At 73.7% G+C, this 15,732-nt stretch carries 10 protein-coding genes and 3 tRNA genes; 8 read left to right on the top strand and 5 right to left on the bottom strand.

The genetic code is table 11. The features are described from left to right. Positions 1-12: 12 nt before the first annotated feature. The 4 genes from greA (at position 13) to WMF26_RS21505 (ending at position 6,604) form a co-directional block, all read left to right on the top strand. The gene (greA, locus tag WMF26_RS21520) at positions 13-489 is read left to right on the top strand and encodes a transcription elongation factor GreA (protein WP_438001865.1); all 477 of its coding nucleotides are present in this window, start codon (positions 13-15) and stop codon (positions 487-489) included. Between the two features lie 71 nt (positions 490-560). After that, complete coding sequence (locus WMF26_RS21515; protein WP_438001864.1) at positions 561-4,019, top strand: sulfatase-like hydrolase/transferase; 3,459 nt, start codon at positions 561-563, stop codon at positions 4,017-4,019. Positions 4,020-4,050: 31 nt separating this feature from the next. Next, a complete protein-coding gene (locus WMF26_RS21510; protein WP_438001863.1) occupies positions 4,051-5,346 on the top strand; it encodes a tetratricopeptide repeat protein in 1,296 nt (431 codons plus the stop codon). Further along, positions 5,333-6,604, top strand: coding sequence for an outer membrane protein assembly factor BamB family protein (locus tag WMF26_RS21505; protein ID WP_438001862.1), 1,272 nt, complete (start codon positions 5,333-5,335; stop codon positions 6,602-6,604). Before WMF26_RS21510 ends, WMF26_RS21505 begins: the two co-directional genes overlap by 14 nt. 716 nt (positions 6,605-7,320) lie before the next feature. On the opposite strand, the gene WMF26_RS21500 is transcribed toward WMF26_RS21505, so the two are convergent. Further along, entirely contained in the window at positions 7,321-7,872 is a 552-nt protein-coding gene (locus WMF26_RS21500; RefSeq protein WP_438001861.1) for a GNAT family N-acetyltransferase, read from the bottom strand. Positions 7,873-7,984: 112 nt separating this feature from the next. Further along, a complete protein-coding gene (locus WMF26_RS21495) occupies positions 7,985-9,637 on the bottom strand; it encodes a hypothetical protein (protein ID WP_438001860.1) in 1,653 nt (550 codons plus the stop codon). Between the two features lie 688 nt (positions 9,638-10,325). Between WMF26_RS21495 and WMF26_RS21490 the strand changes: the two genes are divergently transcribed. Continuing rightward, the gene (locus tag WMF26_RS21490; RefSeq protein ID WP_437948050.1) at positions 10,326-11,747 is read left to right on the top strand and encodes a serine/threonine protein kinase; all 1,422 of its coding nucleotides are present in this window, start codon (positions 10,326-10,328) and stop codon (positions 11,745-11,747) included. Positions 11,748-11,803: 56 nt separating this feature from the next. Here WMF26_RS21490 and WMF26_RS21485 read toward each other — a convergent pair whose 3' ends face one another. From WMF26_RS21485 to WMF26_RS21475, 3 genes are all read right to left on the bottom strand, one after another. Then, positions 11,804-12,568: a hypothetical protein gene (locus WMF26_RS21485; RefSeq protein ID WP_438001859.1), complete on the bottom strand. Its 765-nt coding sequence runs from the start codon at positions 12,566-12,568 to the stop codon at positions 11,804-11,806. A gap of 250 nt (positions 12,569-12,818) precedes the next feature. Next, positions 12,819-13,946 carry a carboxylate-amine ligase gene (locus WMF26_RS21480; RefSeq protein WP_437338912.1) on the bottom strand — a complete coding sequence of 376 codons (1,128 nt, stop codon included), beginning with the start codon at positions 13,944-13,946 and terminating at the stop codon, positions 12,819-12,821. Further along, positions 13,943-14,926 (bottom strand): ATP-grasp domain-containing protein, encoded by a 984-nt coding sequence (locus tag WMF26_RS21475; RefSeq protein ID WP_061626379.1) that lies wholly within the window; start codon positions 14,924-14,926, stop codon positions 13,943-13,945. Before WMF26_RS21475 ends, WMF26_RS21480 begins: the two co-directional genes overlap by 4 nt. Before the next feature lie 399 nt (positions 14,927-15,325). Between WMF26_RS21475 and WMF26_RS21470 the strand changes: the two genes are divergently transcribed. The 3 genes from WMF26_RS21470 to WMF26_RS21460 all read left to right on the top strand — a co-directional run bounded on the left by WMF26_RS21470 (position 15,326) and on the right by WMF26_RS21460 (position 15,732). Further along, positions 15,326-15,397: transfer RNA gene (locus WMF26_RS21470), tRNA-Val, on the top strand. A gap of 43 nt (positions 15,398-15,440) precedes the next feature. After that, positions 15,441-15,517 (top strand) — tRNA-Asp (locus WMF26_RS21465). 138 nt (positions 15,518-15,655) lie between these two features. Continuing rightward, positions 15,656-15,732 (top strand) — tRNA-Asp (locus WMF26_RS21460).

Raw genomic sequence — 15,732 nt, 5'->3', positions numbered from 1 at the left:
AGCGTCCCCACCATGTCCGAGAAAGTACCCATGACGCCCGAGGGGCAAGTGCGGCTCCGCGAAGAGATGCGACGGCTGAAAGAGATCGACCTGCCGCAGGTCGTCAAGGACATCGCGACGGCCCGGGAGCACGGGGACCTCTCCGAGAACGCCGAGTATCACGCCGCCAAGGAGCGGCAGGGCATGATCGTCGCCCGCATCAGCTACCTCGAGCAGACGCTCTCGCGCGCCGAGGTCATCGATCCGTCCAAGCTGAGCGGCAGCAAGGTCCAGTTCGGCGCCAAGGTCAAGCTCGCCAACGTGGACACGGATGAGGAGCAGAGCTTCCAGATCGTCGGGCCCGAGGAGGCCGATCTCAAGCTCGGGCGCATCTCCGTCGCCTCGCCGCTCGCGCGCGCGCTGCTCGGCCACGAGGTCGGCGAGGAGGTCCGCGTGATGATGCCGGCCGGGCCGCGCACGTACGAGATCCTCGAAGTCACCTACGCATGACCGATCGCAACGGGGCCGCTCCGATGCGCCCGCGGGGCCATGGGGGCGCCGGCCGGCCTCCCGGGGGGTCCGTGCCCCCCGGTCGATTCGCCCACGGGAGCCGGCCTGACACGGCCGCCGCCGCGGACGGGCTCGCCGGCGCCGCGCCGGGAGCGCCCGGGCACCGGGCGCCGTCGGCGCCGCGGCTGCAGTCCGGGCCGACGCGCGCGTCCACGCCGGCGCCGGCGCCGAGCCGCGCCACGTTCCCGAGCGGGAGCTCGGACGCCCCGCCGCGCAAGCTCGAGACCGAGATCGGGTGGCGCATGGCGGACGCCTACCTCGCGCTCGCGGCGCTCGCGCTCGCCGAGCTCCTGGTCGTCGGCGCCCTGCGGTGGCGCGAGCTGCTCGGGCCCTACGAGCTCGGCCGCGCCGTGCGCGACCTCCTGCCGCTCGCGCTCGCGGCCGCGGCGCCGTGCGCCGCCGTCCTCGGCGCGGTGCTCGAGATCGCCATGCGCGCGGAGCGCCGGGGGTTCCGCGTCGCGGCGGCGCTGCTCGCCGGGGCGTTCGGCGGCGCGGTGGCCTTCGGGGTCTCGGCCGGGCGCATGTTCGAGGGCGGCCGGCGCGCGCCGTTCATCGCGGCGCTCGCGCTCCTCGGCGCCGGCGCGACCTTCGCGGCGGCGCCGCGCGTGGCGCGCGCCCTCAAGCGGGCGCGCGCCGCGGGGGCCGGCCGGTGGCTCGTCCTCGCGTCGGCCTGCGCGGTCGTCCTGCTCGAGGTCGCGAACGTGCGCGTCCTGCCGCGCCTCTACGCCGCCTTCCACCTCGGGCTCGCGGCGCTCACGCTCGCGGCGGCGACCTTCGCGACGCCGGCGCTGCCCACGCGGCCGTCCGGCCAGGGCGACGCGCGCGACCGGCGCTCGCCGCGGCTCGTGCGCGCGGCGCTCGCCCTCGTCCTCTTCGCGTTCGGCGCCGCGCTCGCGCCCGGCGCGGCGGACCGGCTCGCGCTCGCGGACAACATCCGGCTCATCTACGCCGCGCACGGCCCGCTGCTCGGGCACGTGGTCGAGCTCGCCGCCGTGCTGTCGCCGCCCGAGCCGCTCGACGCCGCGCCGCTCGACGAGCGCGCGAGCGGCAACGCGATCGATCTGCGGGGGCGCGACGTCGTGCTGATCAGCATCGACGCCCTGCGCGCCGACCACGTGGGGGCGTACGGCTACGAGCGGAAGATCACGCCGAACCTCGACCGCCTCGCGGCCGAGGGCGTGCGCTTCGAGGCGGCGTACACGCCGACGCCGCACACGTCGTACGCGGTCTCGTCGCTCATGACGGGCAAGTACATCCGCCCGCTCGTGCTGCAGGGGCTCGGGGACGACTCCGAGACGTTCGCGCAGCACCTCCGCCGCTACGGCTACAAGACGGCGGGCTTCTACCCGCCGGCGGTGTTCTTCATCGACGGCGAGCGCTTCGGCGCGCTGCGCGATCGGGCGCTCGACTTCGAGTACCAGAAGATCGAGTTCGCGAGCGCCGCGCTCCGGCTGGAGCAGGTGCGGAGCTACCTCTCCGGCCTCGGGTCGGAGCAGCGCGCGTTCATGTGGGTGCACCTCTTCGAGCCGCACGAGCCGTACGAGGCGCACCCGGAGCACCCGCTCGGCGATCGCGACATCGATCGCTACGACGCCGAGATCGCCGTGGCGGACGCGGGCGTCGGCGCGATCGTGGACGAGATCCGCAAGGAGCGGCCGGAGGCGGTCGTGATCGTCACGGCCGATCACGGCGAGGAGTTCGGCGAGCACGGCGGGCGCTACCACGGCACGACGGTGTACGAGGAGCAGGCGCGCGTGCCGCTCATCGTGAGCGCGCCCGGCCTGCTCTCGCCGCGCGTGGTGCGGGCGCCGGTGCAGCTCGTCGATCTGCTGCCCACGGTGCTCGCGGGGCTCGGCATCCCGCGGCCCGCGCGCGTGCGCGGCGCCGATCTCGGGCCGCTGCTCGCCGCCGGCGACGCGGCGGCCGAGCAGGGCAAGGCGGCGCCGCCGGGCGGGCCGCCCTCGCTCCCGGGCTTCGCGTTCGCCGAGACGGACACGCAGACGCTGCTCGCCAAGGGCACGCTGCGGCTCGTCTGCGCGCGCAAGATCGGCGCGTGCGCGCTCTACGACGTGGCGACCGATCCGCGCCAGCAGCAGGACATCTCCGCGCTGCGCCCCGCGGAGCTCGGCGCGATGCGGTCGGAGCTGCGCGCCGTCGAGGCGTCGCACGGGCGCTACGAGGTCCGCGGCCTGAGGAAGGAGGGCAAGGGCTGGCCCGACGCGCTCCGCCGCGGCATCGCGGGCGACGCCGACGCGGTGGTCGAGGTCGCGGCGCTGCTCGACGACGCCGACGTCGCGATCCGCCGCAAGGCGGGCGAGGTGCTCTTCGATCTGCGCCGCTCCGAGGCGGCGCCGTCGCTGCGGCTCGCGCTCGTGCGCGACGAGGACGACGAGGTGCGGCGGTGGGCGGCGCTCGCGCTCACGCGGCTCGGCGAGGGCGCGCCGCTGACGCGCGATCTCGTGGTCGATCGCGATCGCAAGTGGCGGCGCCTCGCGGCGCTCGCGCTCGCGGAGTCGGGCGATCGCCGCGGCGACGACGTGCTCGTCGCGTGGCTGCGGCAGGTGGTCCGCGGCCCGGAGCAGGACGGCGGCGAAGGCGCGGGCGAGGCGACGTCGTTCGAGCGGGCGCGCGAGATCGTCGACGCGCTCGCGAAGATCCGGGTGAAGGCCGCGCTGCCGCCGCTCATCGCCGCGCTCGGCGACGTGCGGCTGCGCCCGTACGCCGCCGCCGCGCTCGCGGCGATCGGCGAGGACGCCGCGCGGCCGGCGCTCGCCGAGCGGCTCGGCCAGGAGCCGTACCAGACGGCGCGCGTCGCGATCGCGGAGGCCCTCGTGAAGCTCGGCGCCGGCCCGGAGCTGCGGGCGCCGCTCCTGCGCATGCTCGGCACGCCGGATCCGCTGCCCGGCGGGCTCGGGCTGGCGCTCCGGGCCGACATCCTCGACCTGCTCGGCGGGCCGCGCGAGCGCGATCTCGGCCGCCTGCGCCGCTTCGCGAAGAGCGGGGTGGGGCTCGGCGTCGTGATCCCGAAGGCGGGCAACGGCAAGGGCGTGCGCGTCCTCTGCCGCGCGCGGACCGACGACGGCCGCCCCGGCGAGGTGCGCTTCGGCAGCCCCAGGCGCGGCGCGCGGCCGCCGAAGCGGGACGGCGCGTCGATCGTCCCGGCGAGCGCGCCGGAGCTCGACGCGGAGCGCGCGGTCACGCTCGCGATCCCGCCGGGGAGCGAGCCGACCGAGGCGTTCGCGACGCTGCCGCCCGCGACGGGCGCGCAGCCGGGCGCTTACGCCGATTTCGTGGTGTACGCGACCCAGAACGTCGAGGTGCAGGCGTGCGCCGTCGTCCCGCTGAGCGACGAGATCCCGCCCCCGCCGCCTGCGCCCTGGTCGCCCGGCGCAGCTGGCGGCGCCGGCGACGAGGCGGCGGCGCCGCCGCGCTCGGCGGACGAAGCGCCTGCGGCTCACCGGCCAGATTGACGCCGCAGGCGGCAAGACTAGAGTCCGCCGCGTGTCGGACAAGGACCGAGAGCAGGCCGAAGAGAAATCCGCGGGGAGTGACAAGGACGAAGCCACGCGGAGCGATGGCGACGAGGGCGGGGCTGCGGAGGCAGCCCCGGCGCGGCCGCCGCGCGGCGCTCCGGTGAGGGAGGCCGGCGCCGACGAGAGCGACGACGAGGCGGCGCAGCGCGTCGCCGAGGCGCTCGGCGTGGGCGAGCCGGAGGAGGCGCCCCCGGCGGAGGCTGCGAGCGACGAGGCGGCCCCGGCGGCGCCGAACCGCGCCGCCCGCCGCCGCGACGAGGCCACCGCGCGCCGCCGCAAGAAGAAGGCTGCCGGCGAGGAGCTGCCCAAGGACAAGAACGCCCGCGCGAAAGAGCTGCTCGCGCGCCGCCGGGAGCAGGCCGCGGGGCGCCGCCCTGTCCAGCTGCTGCCGGGCGAGATGGTCGAGGACGCGCTCAGCCGGATGACGACCGGCGCCGGCCGGTGGATCAAGAAGAACTTCCACGTCGTCCAGTGGGGCGTGCTGGCGGCGCTGGTCGCGACCGGCGGCGTGCTGTTCTACCTGTCGCGCACCGAAAAGAAGGACGCGGTCTCGACGTCGGCGCTCATGTCGGCCGTCGCCGCGGATCGGGGCAGGGTGCTCGCCGAGGACACGCGCAGCGAGGAGGAGAAGGAGTTCGACGTCACGAGGACCTTCAAGTCCGCGGGCGAGCGGTCGGACACCGCGCTCGCCGCGTACAACAAGGTCATCGACGACCACGGCGGCAGCGGCGCCGCGCTCCTGGCGAAGCTCGGGCAGGCCGGGGTGTTGCTCGACAAGAAGGACTACGACCGCGCGCTCGAAGCGTACAGCGCCGTGGTCTCGTCGCCGCTCGCGGGGGCGGATCCCGACGTGAAGGGCCGCGCCATCGAGGGCATCGGGTTCGCGCGGGAGGGCAAGGGCGACCTCGACGGCGCGCTCGCGTCGTTCAAGGAGCTCGAGGCGATCGACATGAAGGGCTACAAGGAGCTCGCGCTGTACCACCAGGCGCGGATCCACCTGGCCAAGGGCGACAGCGAGAAGGCGAAGGAGCTGCTCAAGAGCGCGCACGAGAAGCTCCAGGCTCCCTCGACCGAGGGCCGCTCCTTCCAGTTCCTCGAGGCCGTCGTCGAGGAGATGCTGCGCAAGATCGACCCGGCCGCCGTGCCGCCCCGCGCCGCGTTCGGCGGCCCGAAGGGCCAGACGATGACGCCGGAGGAGATCGAGCAGCTGCTCCGCCGCGCGCGCGAGAACGCGGAGAAGAAGGCGGGCGATGCGCCGCACTAGCCGCGCCGCGGGCGCTGTGCTCCTCGGGCTGGGCCTCGCGTCGCTCGGCGGCTGCGGCAACCTGGGCGTCGCCGCTGCGCCCGACGCGCCGCTCTGGCTGCACCATCCGGGGAGCGCGCTGGGCATCACGAAGCGCCGCGAGCTCACGGCCGAGGCGCGCAAGGTCGGCGAGGCTTACGAGCGCGGCCGCCCCGAGATCGACGCGGCGCACCGGCGCGTCTTCGTCGGGTCGAGTGATCACGGCCTGTACGCTGTGCGGGCCGACACGAGCGACGTCCTCTGGCGGTTCGAGACGCTCGGCCCTGTGCAGAGCGAACCGCTCTACGACGCCGCGTCGGACGCGGTCTACTTCGGCTCGAACGACGGCGCGCTCTACAAGGTGCGCGCCTCGGATGGCCAGCTGGTCTACCGCTTCATGACCAACGCCAAGGTCGCGCGGCGGCCGGTGCTGCGCGACGGCGTGCTCTACGTGACGAACTCGAACGACACGCTGATCGCGCTCGACGCGGAGACGGGCACGATGCGCTGGTATCAGCATCGGACGCCGGCGTTCGGGATGGAGATCTCCGGGCACGCCGGCCCGGCGCTCGGGCGGGACAAGGTCTACACCGCGTTCTCCGATGGGGTCGTGATGGCCTACGACCTCAAGAACGGGTCCGAGCAGTGGGCGCTCGTCGATCTGGCGGCCGAGGCCGAGCAGAGCGCGGGCGGTCAGACGCCGAAGTACCTCGATACGGACACCACGCCGGTCTTTGGCCAGATCGCCTCGGGCGACGTGGTCTTCGTGGCGGGCTACGCGGGCGGGGTGTTCGCGCTCGACGCCGAGAACGGGACCCGGGCCTGGGTGAACGAGGCGGCGGTCGGCGTCACCGAGCTCGTGCTGTGGCATCAGCCGGCGCACGCGCCGCGGAGCGGAGGCGGTCCGATCGTGCCCGAGCGGAAGGTGCTGCTCGCGTCGTCGGGCCTGACGGGCCTGTGGGCCTTGGACCCGGAGGACGGCCGTACGATCTGGCGGCGGGATTTGCCGGACGGGGGCATCTCGGCGCCGGTGCCGTTCGCGGGGGCGCTGCTGGTGACGACCACGCGCTACGGGATCTTCCTGTTCTCACCGCTGGACGGCGCGGTGATCGACGGCATCGAGACGGGGGGCGGCATCGCGATGACGCCGGCCGCGTACGGCAGGCGCGCGTTCGTGCTGACGAACGGCGGCGCGCTGCTCAGCCTCGACGTCGAAACGCCACCGCTTCCCAAAGGCTGAGCAGTCGTTCAGGCTCGAGCGCGGCGCTCTGGGGTCGAAGGGCCGGCAGGGCGCTGGGTGCTGTAGGGCTGACGGATGACGCGGTGCGTTGTGACACGCGGGTGTCCTGGAGCGCCGACCCGGGTTGAGGTCGGGGCGGCGAGGCTGACCTGGCGGCGAGGCTGACCCAGGTTGAGGTCGGCGGCGGCGAGACCGACCCGGGTTGAGGTCGGCGACGGCGGCGACGGCGGAGGTCGGCGGCGGCGAGGCTGACCCGGGTTGAGGTCGGCGACGGCGGCGAGGCTGACGCCGGGTTGAGGTCGGCGGCGGCGAGGAGGCTGACCCGGGTTGAGGTCGGCGACGGCGGCGAGGCTGACCCGGGTTGAGGTCGGCGGCGGCGAGGAGGCTGACCCGGGTTGAGGTCGGAAATCGACGCCAGGTGCCCGAAATGACCCGCAAAATCGAGCTCCAGCCCCCTGCCCTCAGGACCGTGGTCGGATCGCATAAGAAACATTATGTCAACTCGCGCCGTCGGGCGTCTTGGCCGGCCGTCGATCGACCCCCGGCGGAGCGCAACCCGCCCGAACGAGCCCCCACCAGCGCACACCGCTCCGCGCCGTACCGGCGAACCCGGCGGCCGCGACCGCCCCACCGCGCTCCCGCGCCCCCACCGCGCCCCCGCGCCCCCACCGCGCCCCCTGCCTGCGACGGCCCTCCACCGGCCGCCGCCAGCAGCCTCAGCCGTCCGCGGCCGCCTCGTCCTCGTCCAGCGCTTCCGCGGCCTTCGGCGGGATCGCCGCCCAGAGCACGACCTCGCCGCTTCGGGTCAGCGGCCTTCCGGCTGCCTCCTGCCCGCTCTGCCACGCGCGGACCTTCGCGGGCGCGTCATCGCCGAGCTTCGCGAAGCCCGCCTTCTTGGTGAACGCCTGGGCCCAGCTCGCCCGCTCCCTGGCCCTCAGCACGATCTGTTCCATGCCGAGCTCCCGCGCTCGCTCGTGGAGCTCCGCCAGCAACCGCGTCGCGATGCCTCGCCGCTGGTGGTCCGGATGCACCGAGAGCTCCTCCAGGTACGCGACCCCGGGCGCCTCGTCGCGCCACGCCAGGTAGCCGGCCACCTCGCCGTCCGCCTCCGCCACGCGCACGTCGTGCTGCCGCGTCAGCGCGATGATGTCGGCGACCGTCCGCGCCGGCACCTCCGCCGCGTCGAAGCCGATCTCGTGGTACATCGCCGTGCAGGCCTGCTCCGTCGCGGCGAGCGCTGGCAGCTGGGCCTCCTGCAGTCCTGTCACGCGGATGCGCTTCGGTGCCGTCCGTTCGTCATGCATCCCCGGAGGCTACCGCCATCGCTCGGGATGCCCCACTTCTTGCCAATCGCCCGCGCCGCCCGCGCGCCGCGGCACCTCAGCCGCGCAGCTGGAGCAGCCGCGCTATCGTCTCGCCGTCCCCGGGGCTCAGCGGGACGAGGATCCCGAGCGCCGCCCCCCGCGGCGGAGCGTTCCGCCCGTCCATCGGGACGAGGCGGAGCTCCCCCGTGCTGGAGATGCCGATCACCGCGATCCGCAGCGCCGGCAGCGGCTCGATCTGCGACGCGGGCAGCCGCGGCGGCGGCGCCTGCCACTCTCCCTCGTAGGGCGGATCGCTCCACGCCGAGTCCACCGCCGCCCCCTCGGACGGCCGCGCCTGCATCGCCCCCGGAGGCCCCCCGGCCAGCGTCGGTTCACCCTGCTGATCCCCAGAGGCGGCGCCCGCGTCGTCGTCGTCCGGCTCGGCCTCGGTCCAGTCGGCGCGATCCTCGGACGCCTCGGGCGCGTCCGCCGGAGCCGCGGCGGACGGCTCGCCGTCGCCCGCCTGCTCCAGGCCGAGCATCGGCGTCTCCTCGTCCAGGTCCTCGATCCGGTGCTCCATGAGCACCCGCTGCTCCTGCGCGGTCAGCGGCCGGCGCGTGGTGCCCTCGTCGTCCGACCAGAGCCGCGGGCGCCGCTCGGTCGCCTCCTGCGACGAGCTCGCGCCGAGCAGCGGGCTCGCCTGCCGCCGCGCCGCCGAGGCCACCGCGATGGCCGTCGGCACCGTCTCGCGCTGATCGGGCGGGGCCTCCCCGTCCGCCGCGAGCTGCTCCCCGGTCGTGCTCTGGGGCTCGGCGCCGGACGCGCCCTTCCCCGGCCCCTCGTCCGCCGACGCGCCCGCGACGGGGAGCTTGACCGCCGGGAACTCCTCGGTCACGGCCGTGGTCGACGATACCCGCGCGTGGGTCGGCCCCGTGAAGCTGGCGATCGGCCGCGCCTTGATCGCGGCAGGACGGCCGGCCGCCCCGGGCGCCTGCGGTCCGGCAGCGGGACGCCCCGGGAGCCCCGCCCCGGCGCCCGCCGCGCGCGCGGCGGGCGACAGCTGCGTCGGGGTCGCCTCGCGCACGGCCACGGAGCTCGCCGCCCCGGGGTCGCGCCCCGCCCCGAGCGGCACCGCGCGGCCCAGCCCTCCGACGGGCCTGGGCGGCGGGCCGGCGTCGCGGGACGACGCCATCGCCGAGGTCATCGGCCCCGCCAGCGCATCGCCGGCAGGCGCGCGGACCGACGGCGACCGCTTCACGGCCGGCGACGCGGGGGCCGGCGGCACGCTCTGGCCGCTGCGCTCGCCCCGGCCCCCCTCCGCGCTCGGCGGTCGCGACGGCGCCGCGAGGGACCCGGCTCCCGAAGCGCCCGGCCTCGGCGGCGGCGCGCTCGCCGTGGCAGGAGACGCGCCGGACGCCTGAGGCGGCGCGCTCAAGGGCGTCTTCGGCGCGCTCCCGATCGCCGGCGGCGAGTCCGTGGCCGTGGCCGAGCCCGGATCCTCCTCGGTCACCGCGATCTTCTGCGCCACCTCCGCGGCCGCCTTGAAGAGCTCGAGGGCGCGCAGGTCGGCGTTGGCATCCGAGGCCTGCTCCGCGGCGCGGCGCAGCCACCTCAGCGCTTCTTCACGCTCGCCGCGCCCCCACAGGGCGGTCGCGGTCGACAGCGCCCAGTGCACGTCTTCGTCGTCTTCGTCGTGCGGCGGCGGGATCGGGCGCAAATTGGCTTCCATGAGGCCTCGTCGAGCAGGTCGCTCCCCTGTACCACGACTCTCGCGCCCGCGTCTCCAGCCCGATCTGGCGCACTCTTCGCTACGAATCATTCCTTTTCGCCCGGTGCCGTTCTCTTGCAGGCGCCCATCGATCGCCCCAGCGGCGCTCGCTGCATTCTTCCTGCCCGACCGTGCTCGCGTAGTATCTGCTGCGATGAGCCGACCTCGCGCCGCGCTCCTGTCGCCGCCGCTCGGCGCGGCCGCCTCAAGCCCGCTCCGCGCCCGCGCTCCTGCGCCCCGGGCGCCGCGCGCAGCGCCGCCGGCCACGCCGAGGAGGGCTGCGTCCGCGCGCGGCACGTCGCTGGGAAATGTCAAGCCGCCGCGCGCCGAGCGCGCCGCCACCGGGCGCCGCGGCCGCAGTTTCCGGAGCGGATCGCCGCGGTCATCGGCAAGGCCGCGGCGCCGATCCGGTACGAGAGCTTAGGCCCGGAAGCCGATGAGATCATTCCTCTCGGCCGCCGTCGCGCCCGAACTTGAGGTCCGTGTCCCCTTCGTGGCACCCTGGCTTCGCAGGACCTCCTTCGTGACGTGCGAGCGCGATGGCGCTGCGTCGCTCCGGCAGACGTCGAGGCTGCGTGCCTCCACGAACGTAAAGGCGGCACTCGAGCCCCACCCCTCCCAACTCCGCCTCCCCCTCTAGGACCACCGCGTGCAGATCTTGTCGGACCTCAAGCCTGGAGACACGCTGGGCCGCTACGAGATCCTCATGCCGGTCGCCCGTGGAGGGATGGCGGCCGTCTGGGCGGCGCGCCTCGTGGGCTCCCGCGGCTTCCAGAAGATCGTCGCCATCAAGACGATGCTGCCGGAGATCGGCAACGACCCGGCCTTCGAGGCGATGTTCCTCGACGAGGCGCGCCTCGCGTCCCGCATCCGGCACCCCCACGCGGTCGAGATCGTCGAGCTCGGCGACGAGAACGGCGTCCTCTACATCGTCATGGAGTGGGTCGACGGCGACACCATCTCCACGCTCAACAAGCAGGTCCGATCGACCGGCGGCGTCCCCCTGCCGATCCTCCTGCGCATCGCCTCGAGCATCTGCGCCGGCCTCCACGCCGCGCACGAGCTCCGCGACGACGAGGGGAAGCTCGTCGACCTCGTGCACCGCGATATCTCGCCGCAGAACGTCATGGTGTCGTACGACGGCATCGTAAAGATCGTCGATTTCGGCGTCGCCAAGGCCACGGGCCGGCTGCACGAGACGCGCGTCGTCGGCCAGCTCAAGGGCAAGATCCCGTATCTGTCTCCGGAGCAGCTCACCTCGGGCAAGGTCGATCGCCGCTCCGACATCTTCTCGCTCGGCGTCCTCCTCTACACGACCCTGAGCGGCTACCACCCGTTCCGCGGCCGGAGCGACGCCAAGACCATGGAGAACATCCTGCGGTTCGCCCCGGTCCCCCTCCGGGAGCTCGTGCCCGACGTCCCGTTCGACCTCGCAGTCGCCATCGAGCGCGCGCTGGCCAAGGATCCGGCGGACCGCTGGAACGACTGCGCGTCGTTCCAGCGCACGCTCGACCAGATCGCGATCGCGATCGGCACCCCGGTGACGGACGGCGACGTCGGCCGCTTCGTCCGCGAGACGCTCGGGGACATCGTTGCCGAGCGCCGGAAGAAGCTCGCGACCGCGATCCAGCTCGCGGACAGCCGCATGTCGGCGCGGGGGGAAGGCCGCACCGCGTCCTCGATCAGGGGCGACCGGCGCAAGCAGGCGCCCGCCGGGAACACGCCCCTCCCCGCCACCTTCGCGGGCATCCTGCCCGTCTCGCTCGAGGAGCCTCCCCCGAAGTCCTCGTCCCAGTCGCCCGCGAGCCTCGCGCTGCCGGTCGCGTCCGCGCCTCCGGCCCTGGTCACCCCGGCGCCCCGCGCCCGGCGAAGGTGGCGCCGCCGCATCTCCCTGGCCCTGCTCCTGGTCCTGCTGCTCGTCACGGGCGCGGCGCTCGCCGCCCGCGCGGGCCTCCTGCCCGTTCCCGGCGAGGTGCACGATCTCCTGCGCGACGGGCGCTCGCTCCTGCGCAGCGCGCGCGAGCTGCTCCGCGGCTTGCTCGAGCGGCTGAGCGCCCTCCTCGCCGACTAGCTCCACGCTCGGCCGCGGCGGCCTCGCGCCGCGCGGTCAGCGCGGGTCGGCCGCGGTCACTTGATGCCGGCGGACGGCTCCGGCAGGCAGACGCCGAGCGTGCAGAGCAGGAGGTTGACGTCGCCGGCCGCGCAGTACACCTGCCGCGCGCAGTAATCGTCGTAACCGCAGAGCTGATGGCAGGACGCCTCGTTCCCGAGCGCGCCGGTGAACGTCATGCACGACCAGCCGCTCGAGAGCCACAGCCCCTCGGGCCGCTTCGTGTCGAAGAGGCACGCGTCGGCGCGCGTCTCCGGGTCGAACACCTCCGCGGTGCACGCCTCGCCCCCGGACAGCTTGCCCCGCGCGGCGGACATCGTGTTGAGCAGGTAGGTCACGTCGCACGTCTGCCCGGTGGCCGACTCCCTCACGACCCGGGCGCGCAGCTCGTCCTTCCTCGCCGCGTAGGCCCGCACGGCGCGGATCGCGCCCGTGACCTGGTTGTTGCCGCCGTCGGGCTTCGGCCCCTCGGTGAGCGCCGCGAGCACCCGCTCGGCCAGCTGCTCCGCCTCGGGATCGGCGCCCGCCGCGCCGTCCTTCGCGTAGCCGAGGCGGATGTACGAGGCGGGCGTGCGCGGCGTGCACGGCTTCGCGTGGGCCCAGAGCTCCTCGCTCACGATGGGCGGCCGCTTCGTCTCCGGCTGCTTGCAGACGCCCACCGAGCCGGGGGGCAGCGTGCCGGAGGCCCGCGGCGTCGGCTGCCCCGGACCTTCGTTGACGTACTCGGTCGACGCGCAGCCCGCGGCGCCCGCGGCGACAGACAGCGCGACCAGGCAGCCCACCGAGAGAGCGAAAGCAGAGCGGCGCGGAGCGATTCCCACGGCCGCACGGTAGCAGAGCCGGCGCGCGAGCAGAAATTCTCGCCGGGAGGCCCGCGGCGGCGGCGGTCGACGCCGGCTCCACGGCGAGCCCGCCCCGAGGCGCGAGCCCGCCCCGAGGCGCGAGCCCGCCCCGAGGTCCCGCGACCGGATCGAGAGGACCTCGCGGCGCCCTCCCGCGCCGCGGACAATCCCCGCCGACCGGCGCCCGGGCCTACAGGCCGAGGTTGGACTGCTCGATCAGGTCGTCGACGACGGCCTCGAAGCTCTGCGTCCGGGCGTAGACCGCGAGCTGGCGATCGGCGCTCGTCCCCTCGTCGAGGATCGCCCGGATCCGCTCGAGCTCGCCCTGCGAGCCGAAGATCTCCGCCGACTCCTGCACGAACTCGAGCAGCTCGCCGACGAGGAGGCGGACGGGGACCTGCTCCTGCTTGCCGAAGTCGATGAGCTGCCCGTCGATGCCGTAGCGCACGGCGCGCCACTTGTTCTCCTCGATGAGCTCCTGCCGGTACTCGCGGAACCCCAGGTTGCGCCGGTAGAGCAGGTAGAGCTTGCCCATGACGGCCTGGATGAGCGCCGCCAGCGCCACGGTGTCGTCGAGGCGCGTCGTCATGTCGCAGATCCGGACCTCGACCGTGTCGAAGAACGGGTGGGCGCGCACGTCCCACCAGATCTTCTTCGCGTTGTCGATGCAGCCCGTCTTCACGAGCAGATCGACGAAGCGCTGGAAGTGGCCGTACGACTCGAAGCGCCCCGGGATGCCGGTGCGCGGGAAGCGCTTGAAGATCTCGCTGCGCGTGCTCTTCAGGCCCGAGGAGCGGCCGAGCCAGAACGGCGAGCTCGTCGACAGCGCGAGGATGTGCGGGAGGAAATAGCGGACCTGGTTCGCCAGGGCCATCGCCACCTCGCGGTCCTTGACGCCCACGTGCACGTGCAGCCCGAAGATGAGGTTCGCCCGGGCGACGTCCTGCAGGTCCTCCACGATGCCCCGGTAGCGCTCGCCGTCGGTGATCTCCTGCTTCTTCCAGTCGCTGAACGGGTGCGTCCCCGCCGCGACGATGCGCATCCCGCCTTGCCGCGCGAGCGCCCTGAGGCTGCCGCGCAGCTCGGCCAGCTCTTCCCTCGCCTGCCGGATATCCCGGCAGACGCCGGTGCCCGTCTCGACGACCGACTGGTGCATCTCCGGGCGGACCCGCTCGCGCAGGAGCTTGTGGCCCTGCCCCCCCTCGAGCAGCTGGCTCACGTACGACCGGAGCTCGCGCGTCTCGGCGTCGACGATCTGGAACTCCTCCTCGATGCCCAGCGTGAACTGGCCGTCGAGCAGCCCCAGGGCCGCGGTCACGACGAGGCCCCGAGCCGGACCTTCTGTACGGAAGGCCGCACGAGCCTCGACCACGCGTAGCCGTCGCGCGTCCGCCGGTCGCCGCGCGCGCACTCCACGGCGTACGCGACCATCCAGTCGATCGCGATGTTGAAGTAGCGCTCCCGCAGGTGCTCGATGTGCATGTCGGGCGCCGGGTTCGTGAAGTCGATCGCGTACGGCACCCCGTCCCGGATCGCGAACTCGACCGAGTTCATGTCGTAGCCGAGCGCCCTGTTGATTTTGATCGCGTCCTCGACGATGCGATCGTGGAGCGCCTTCGGGAGCCACCGCTCGTCGTCGTGCTGCACGTAGCAGCCGCGGAGCCCGGTCGGGCCGATCGCCTTGGGGTCGTACTGGATCGGGAGGATGCGATCCTTGCCGACGCAGATGCAGCGGACGTAGTCGTCGAAGTCGATGAACTCCTGCAGGGTCATGACGTTCTGCCCGGAGGCGTTGTAGGCGGCGAGCAGCTCCTCCTGGCTGCGCACCACCGACACGTCCTTCCAGCCGCCGCCGTCCGCGGGCTTGAGGATGGCCGGGAAGCGCACGTAGTCGATGATCGACTCCCAGTTGAGCGGGTACTCGAGGTTGCGGAGGCTGCGCTCCTTGACGATGGCCGGGATGTAGTCGCGCTGGGGCAGCATGACGGTGCGCGGCGTCGCGATCCCGATCTGCGACGCGAGCGAGTAGCCGAAGAACTTGTCGTCCGCGCTCCACCAGAACGGGTCGTTGATCACGAACGCCCCGCCGAGCGCCGCCGCCTTGAGGTGGAAGCGGTAGTGCTTCACCTCCTGGCTGATCCGGTCGATGAGCACCCGGTACGGGCTCTCGAAGCGCTCGGGCGTCCCGCCGATCTTCGCGATCTCCGCCCGGACGCCCGGCACCTTGTTGCACCTCTCGAGGAAGGCCTGCGGGAACGACTGCTCCCAGCCGACGAGGATGCCGATTTTCTCCGCCATACGTTGCTGTCTCCTCCCACCACACATGGTCGCGGCCACCGCCGCTGACGCACAGCGTAGCGCGGATACCAAGGAATTTTACGCTAGAAGTGTAGCGATGAGACGGCCGCGCGAGCCCGGTCAACGGCTCTGCCCGCCGGTCCGTCCGGTGCGATCGCGGCATCGCCGTGCTCGGCGGGACACAGAGGCCGTGCTCGGCGGGACACAGAGACAGAGGAGGACGTCCGCCACCGGCGAGCGTGGCGCGCGCGGCGTGAAGAGCGCGCCACGCGCACGGCACGCGCTTGACGCGCAGCCCCAGGCGGAAAACCCCGGCCAGATCGGCCAGGGACGGAGGCCGTCCGAAAATAGATCTTGACGGAACCTGCTCGGCGAGTAGAGTCGCGCACCTCTCCGACGGGGCGGGTAGCTCAGCGGCAGAGCGTCGGCCTTACAAGCCGATGGTCGCAGGTTCGACCCCTGTCCCGCCCACTCCTGGGTCAAGGGCCTGGGCGAGCTGTGATGATGTCAGTCTGGGGTGGTAGTTAAGTTGGTTATAACGCCGGCCTGTCACGCCGGAGGCCGCGGGTTCGAGTCCCGTCCACCCCGCCAGCTTTCTTTTATATTTCCGAGTCGCCGCTTCCCTGAGCCTCCCTCGGTAGTTCCGTGTCGATCGATGCGGCGCTGCGAGGAAGATTGGCTCATGGAAGCCGGGCATCTGCCCGCACGACGATCGGAACGCTGACATCTGGGGTGGTAGTTAAGTTGGTTATAACGCCGGCCTGTCACGCCGGAGGCCGCGGGTTCGAGTCCCGTCCACCCCGCCA

The sequence above is a fragment of the Sorangium sp. So ce185 genome (assembly GCF_051526825.1).
GTDB lineage: Bacteria > Myxococcota_A > Polyangia > Polyangiales > Polyangiaceae > Sorangium > Sorangium cellulosum_D.
Note: the sequence above shows the minus strand (reverse complement) of the source record. Positions and strands in the feature narration are given on the sequence as shown.

Coding starts and splice junctions, on each gene's coding strand:
- greA (WP_438001865.1), top strand. CDS start 13: ATGTCCGAGAAAGTACCCATGACGCCCGAGGGGCAAGTGCGGCTCCGC.
- WMF26_RS21505 (WP_438001862.1), top strand. CDS start 5,333: ATGCGCCGCACTAGCCGCGCCGCGGGCGCTGTGCTCCTCGGGCTGGGC.
- WMF26_RS21495 (WP_438001860.1), bottom strand. CDS start 9,637: ATGGAAGCCAATTTGCGCCCGATCCCGCCGCCGCACGACGAAGACGAC.
- WMF26_RS21475 (WP_061626379.1), bottom strand. CDS start 14,926: ATGGCGGAGAAAATCGGCATCCTCGTCGGCTGGGAGCAGTCGTTCCCG.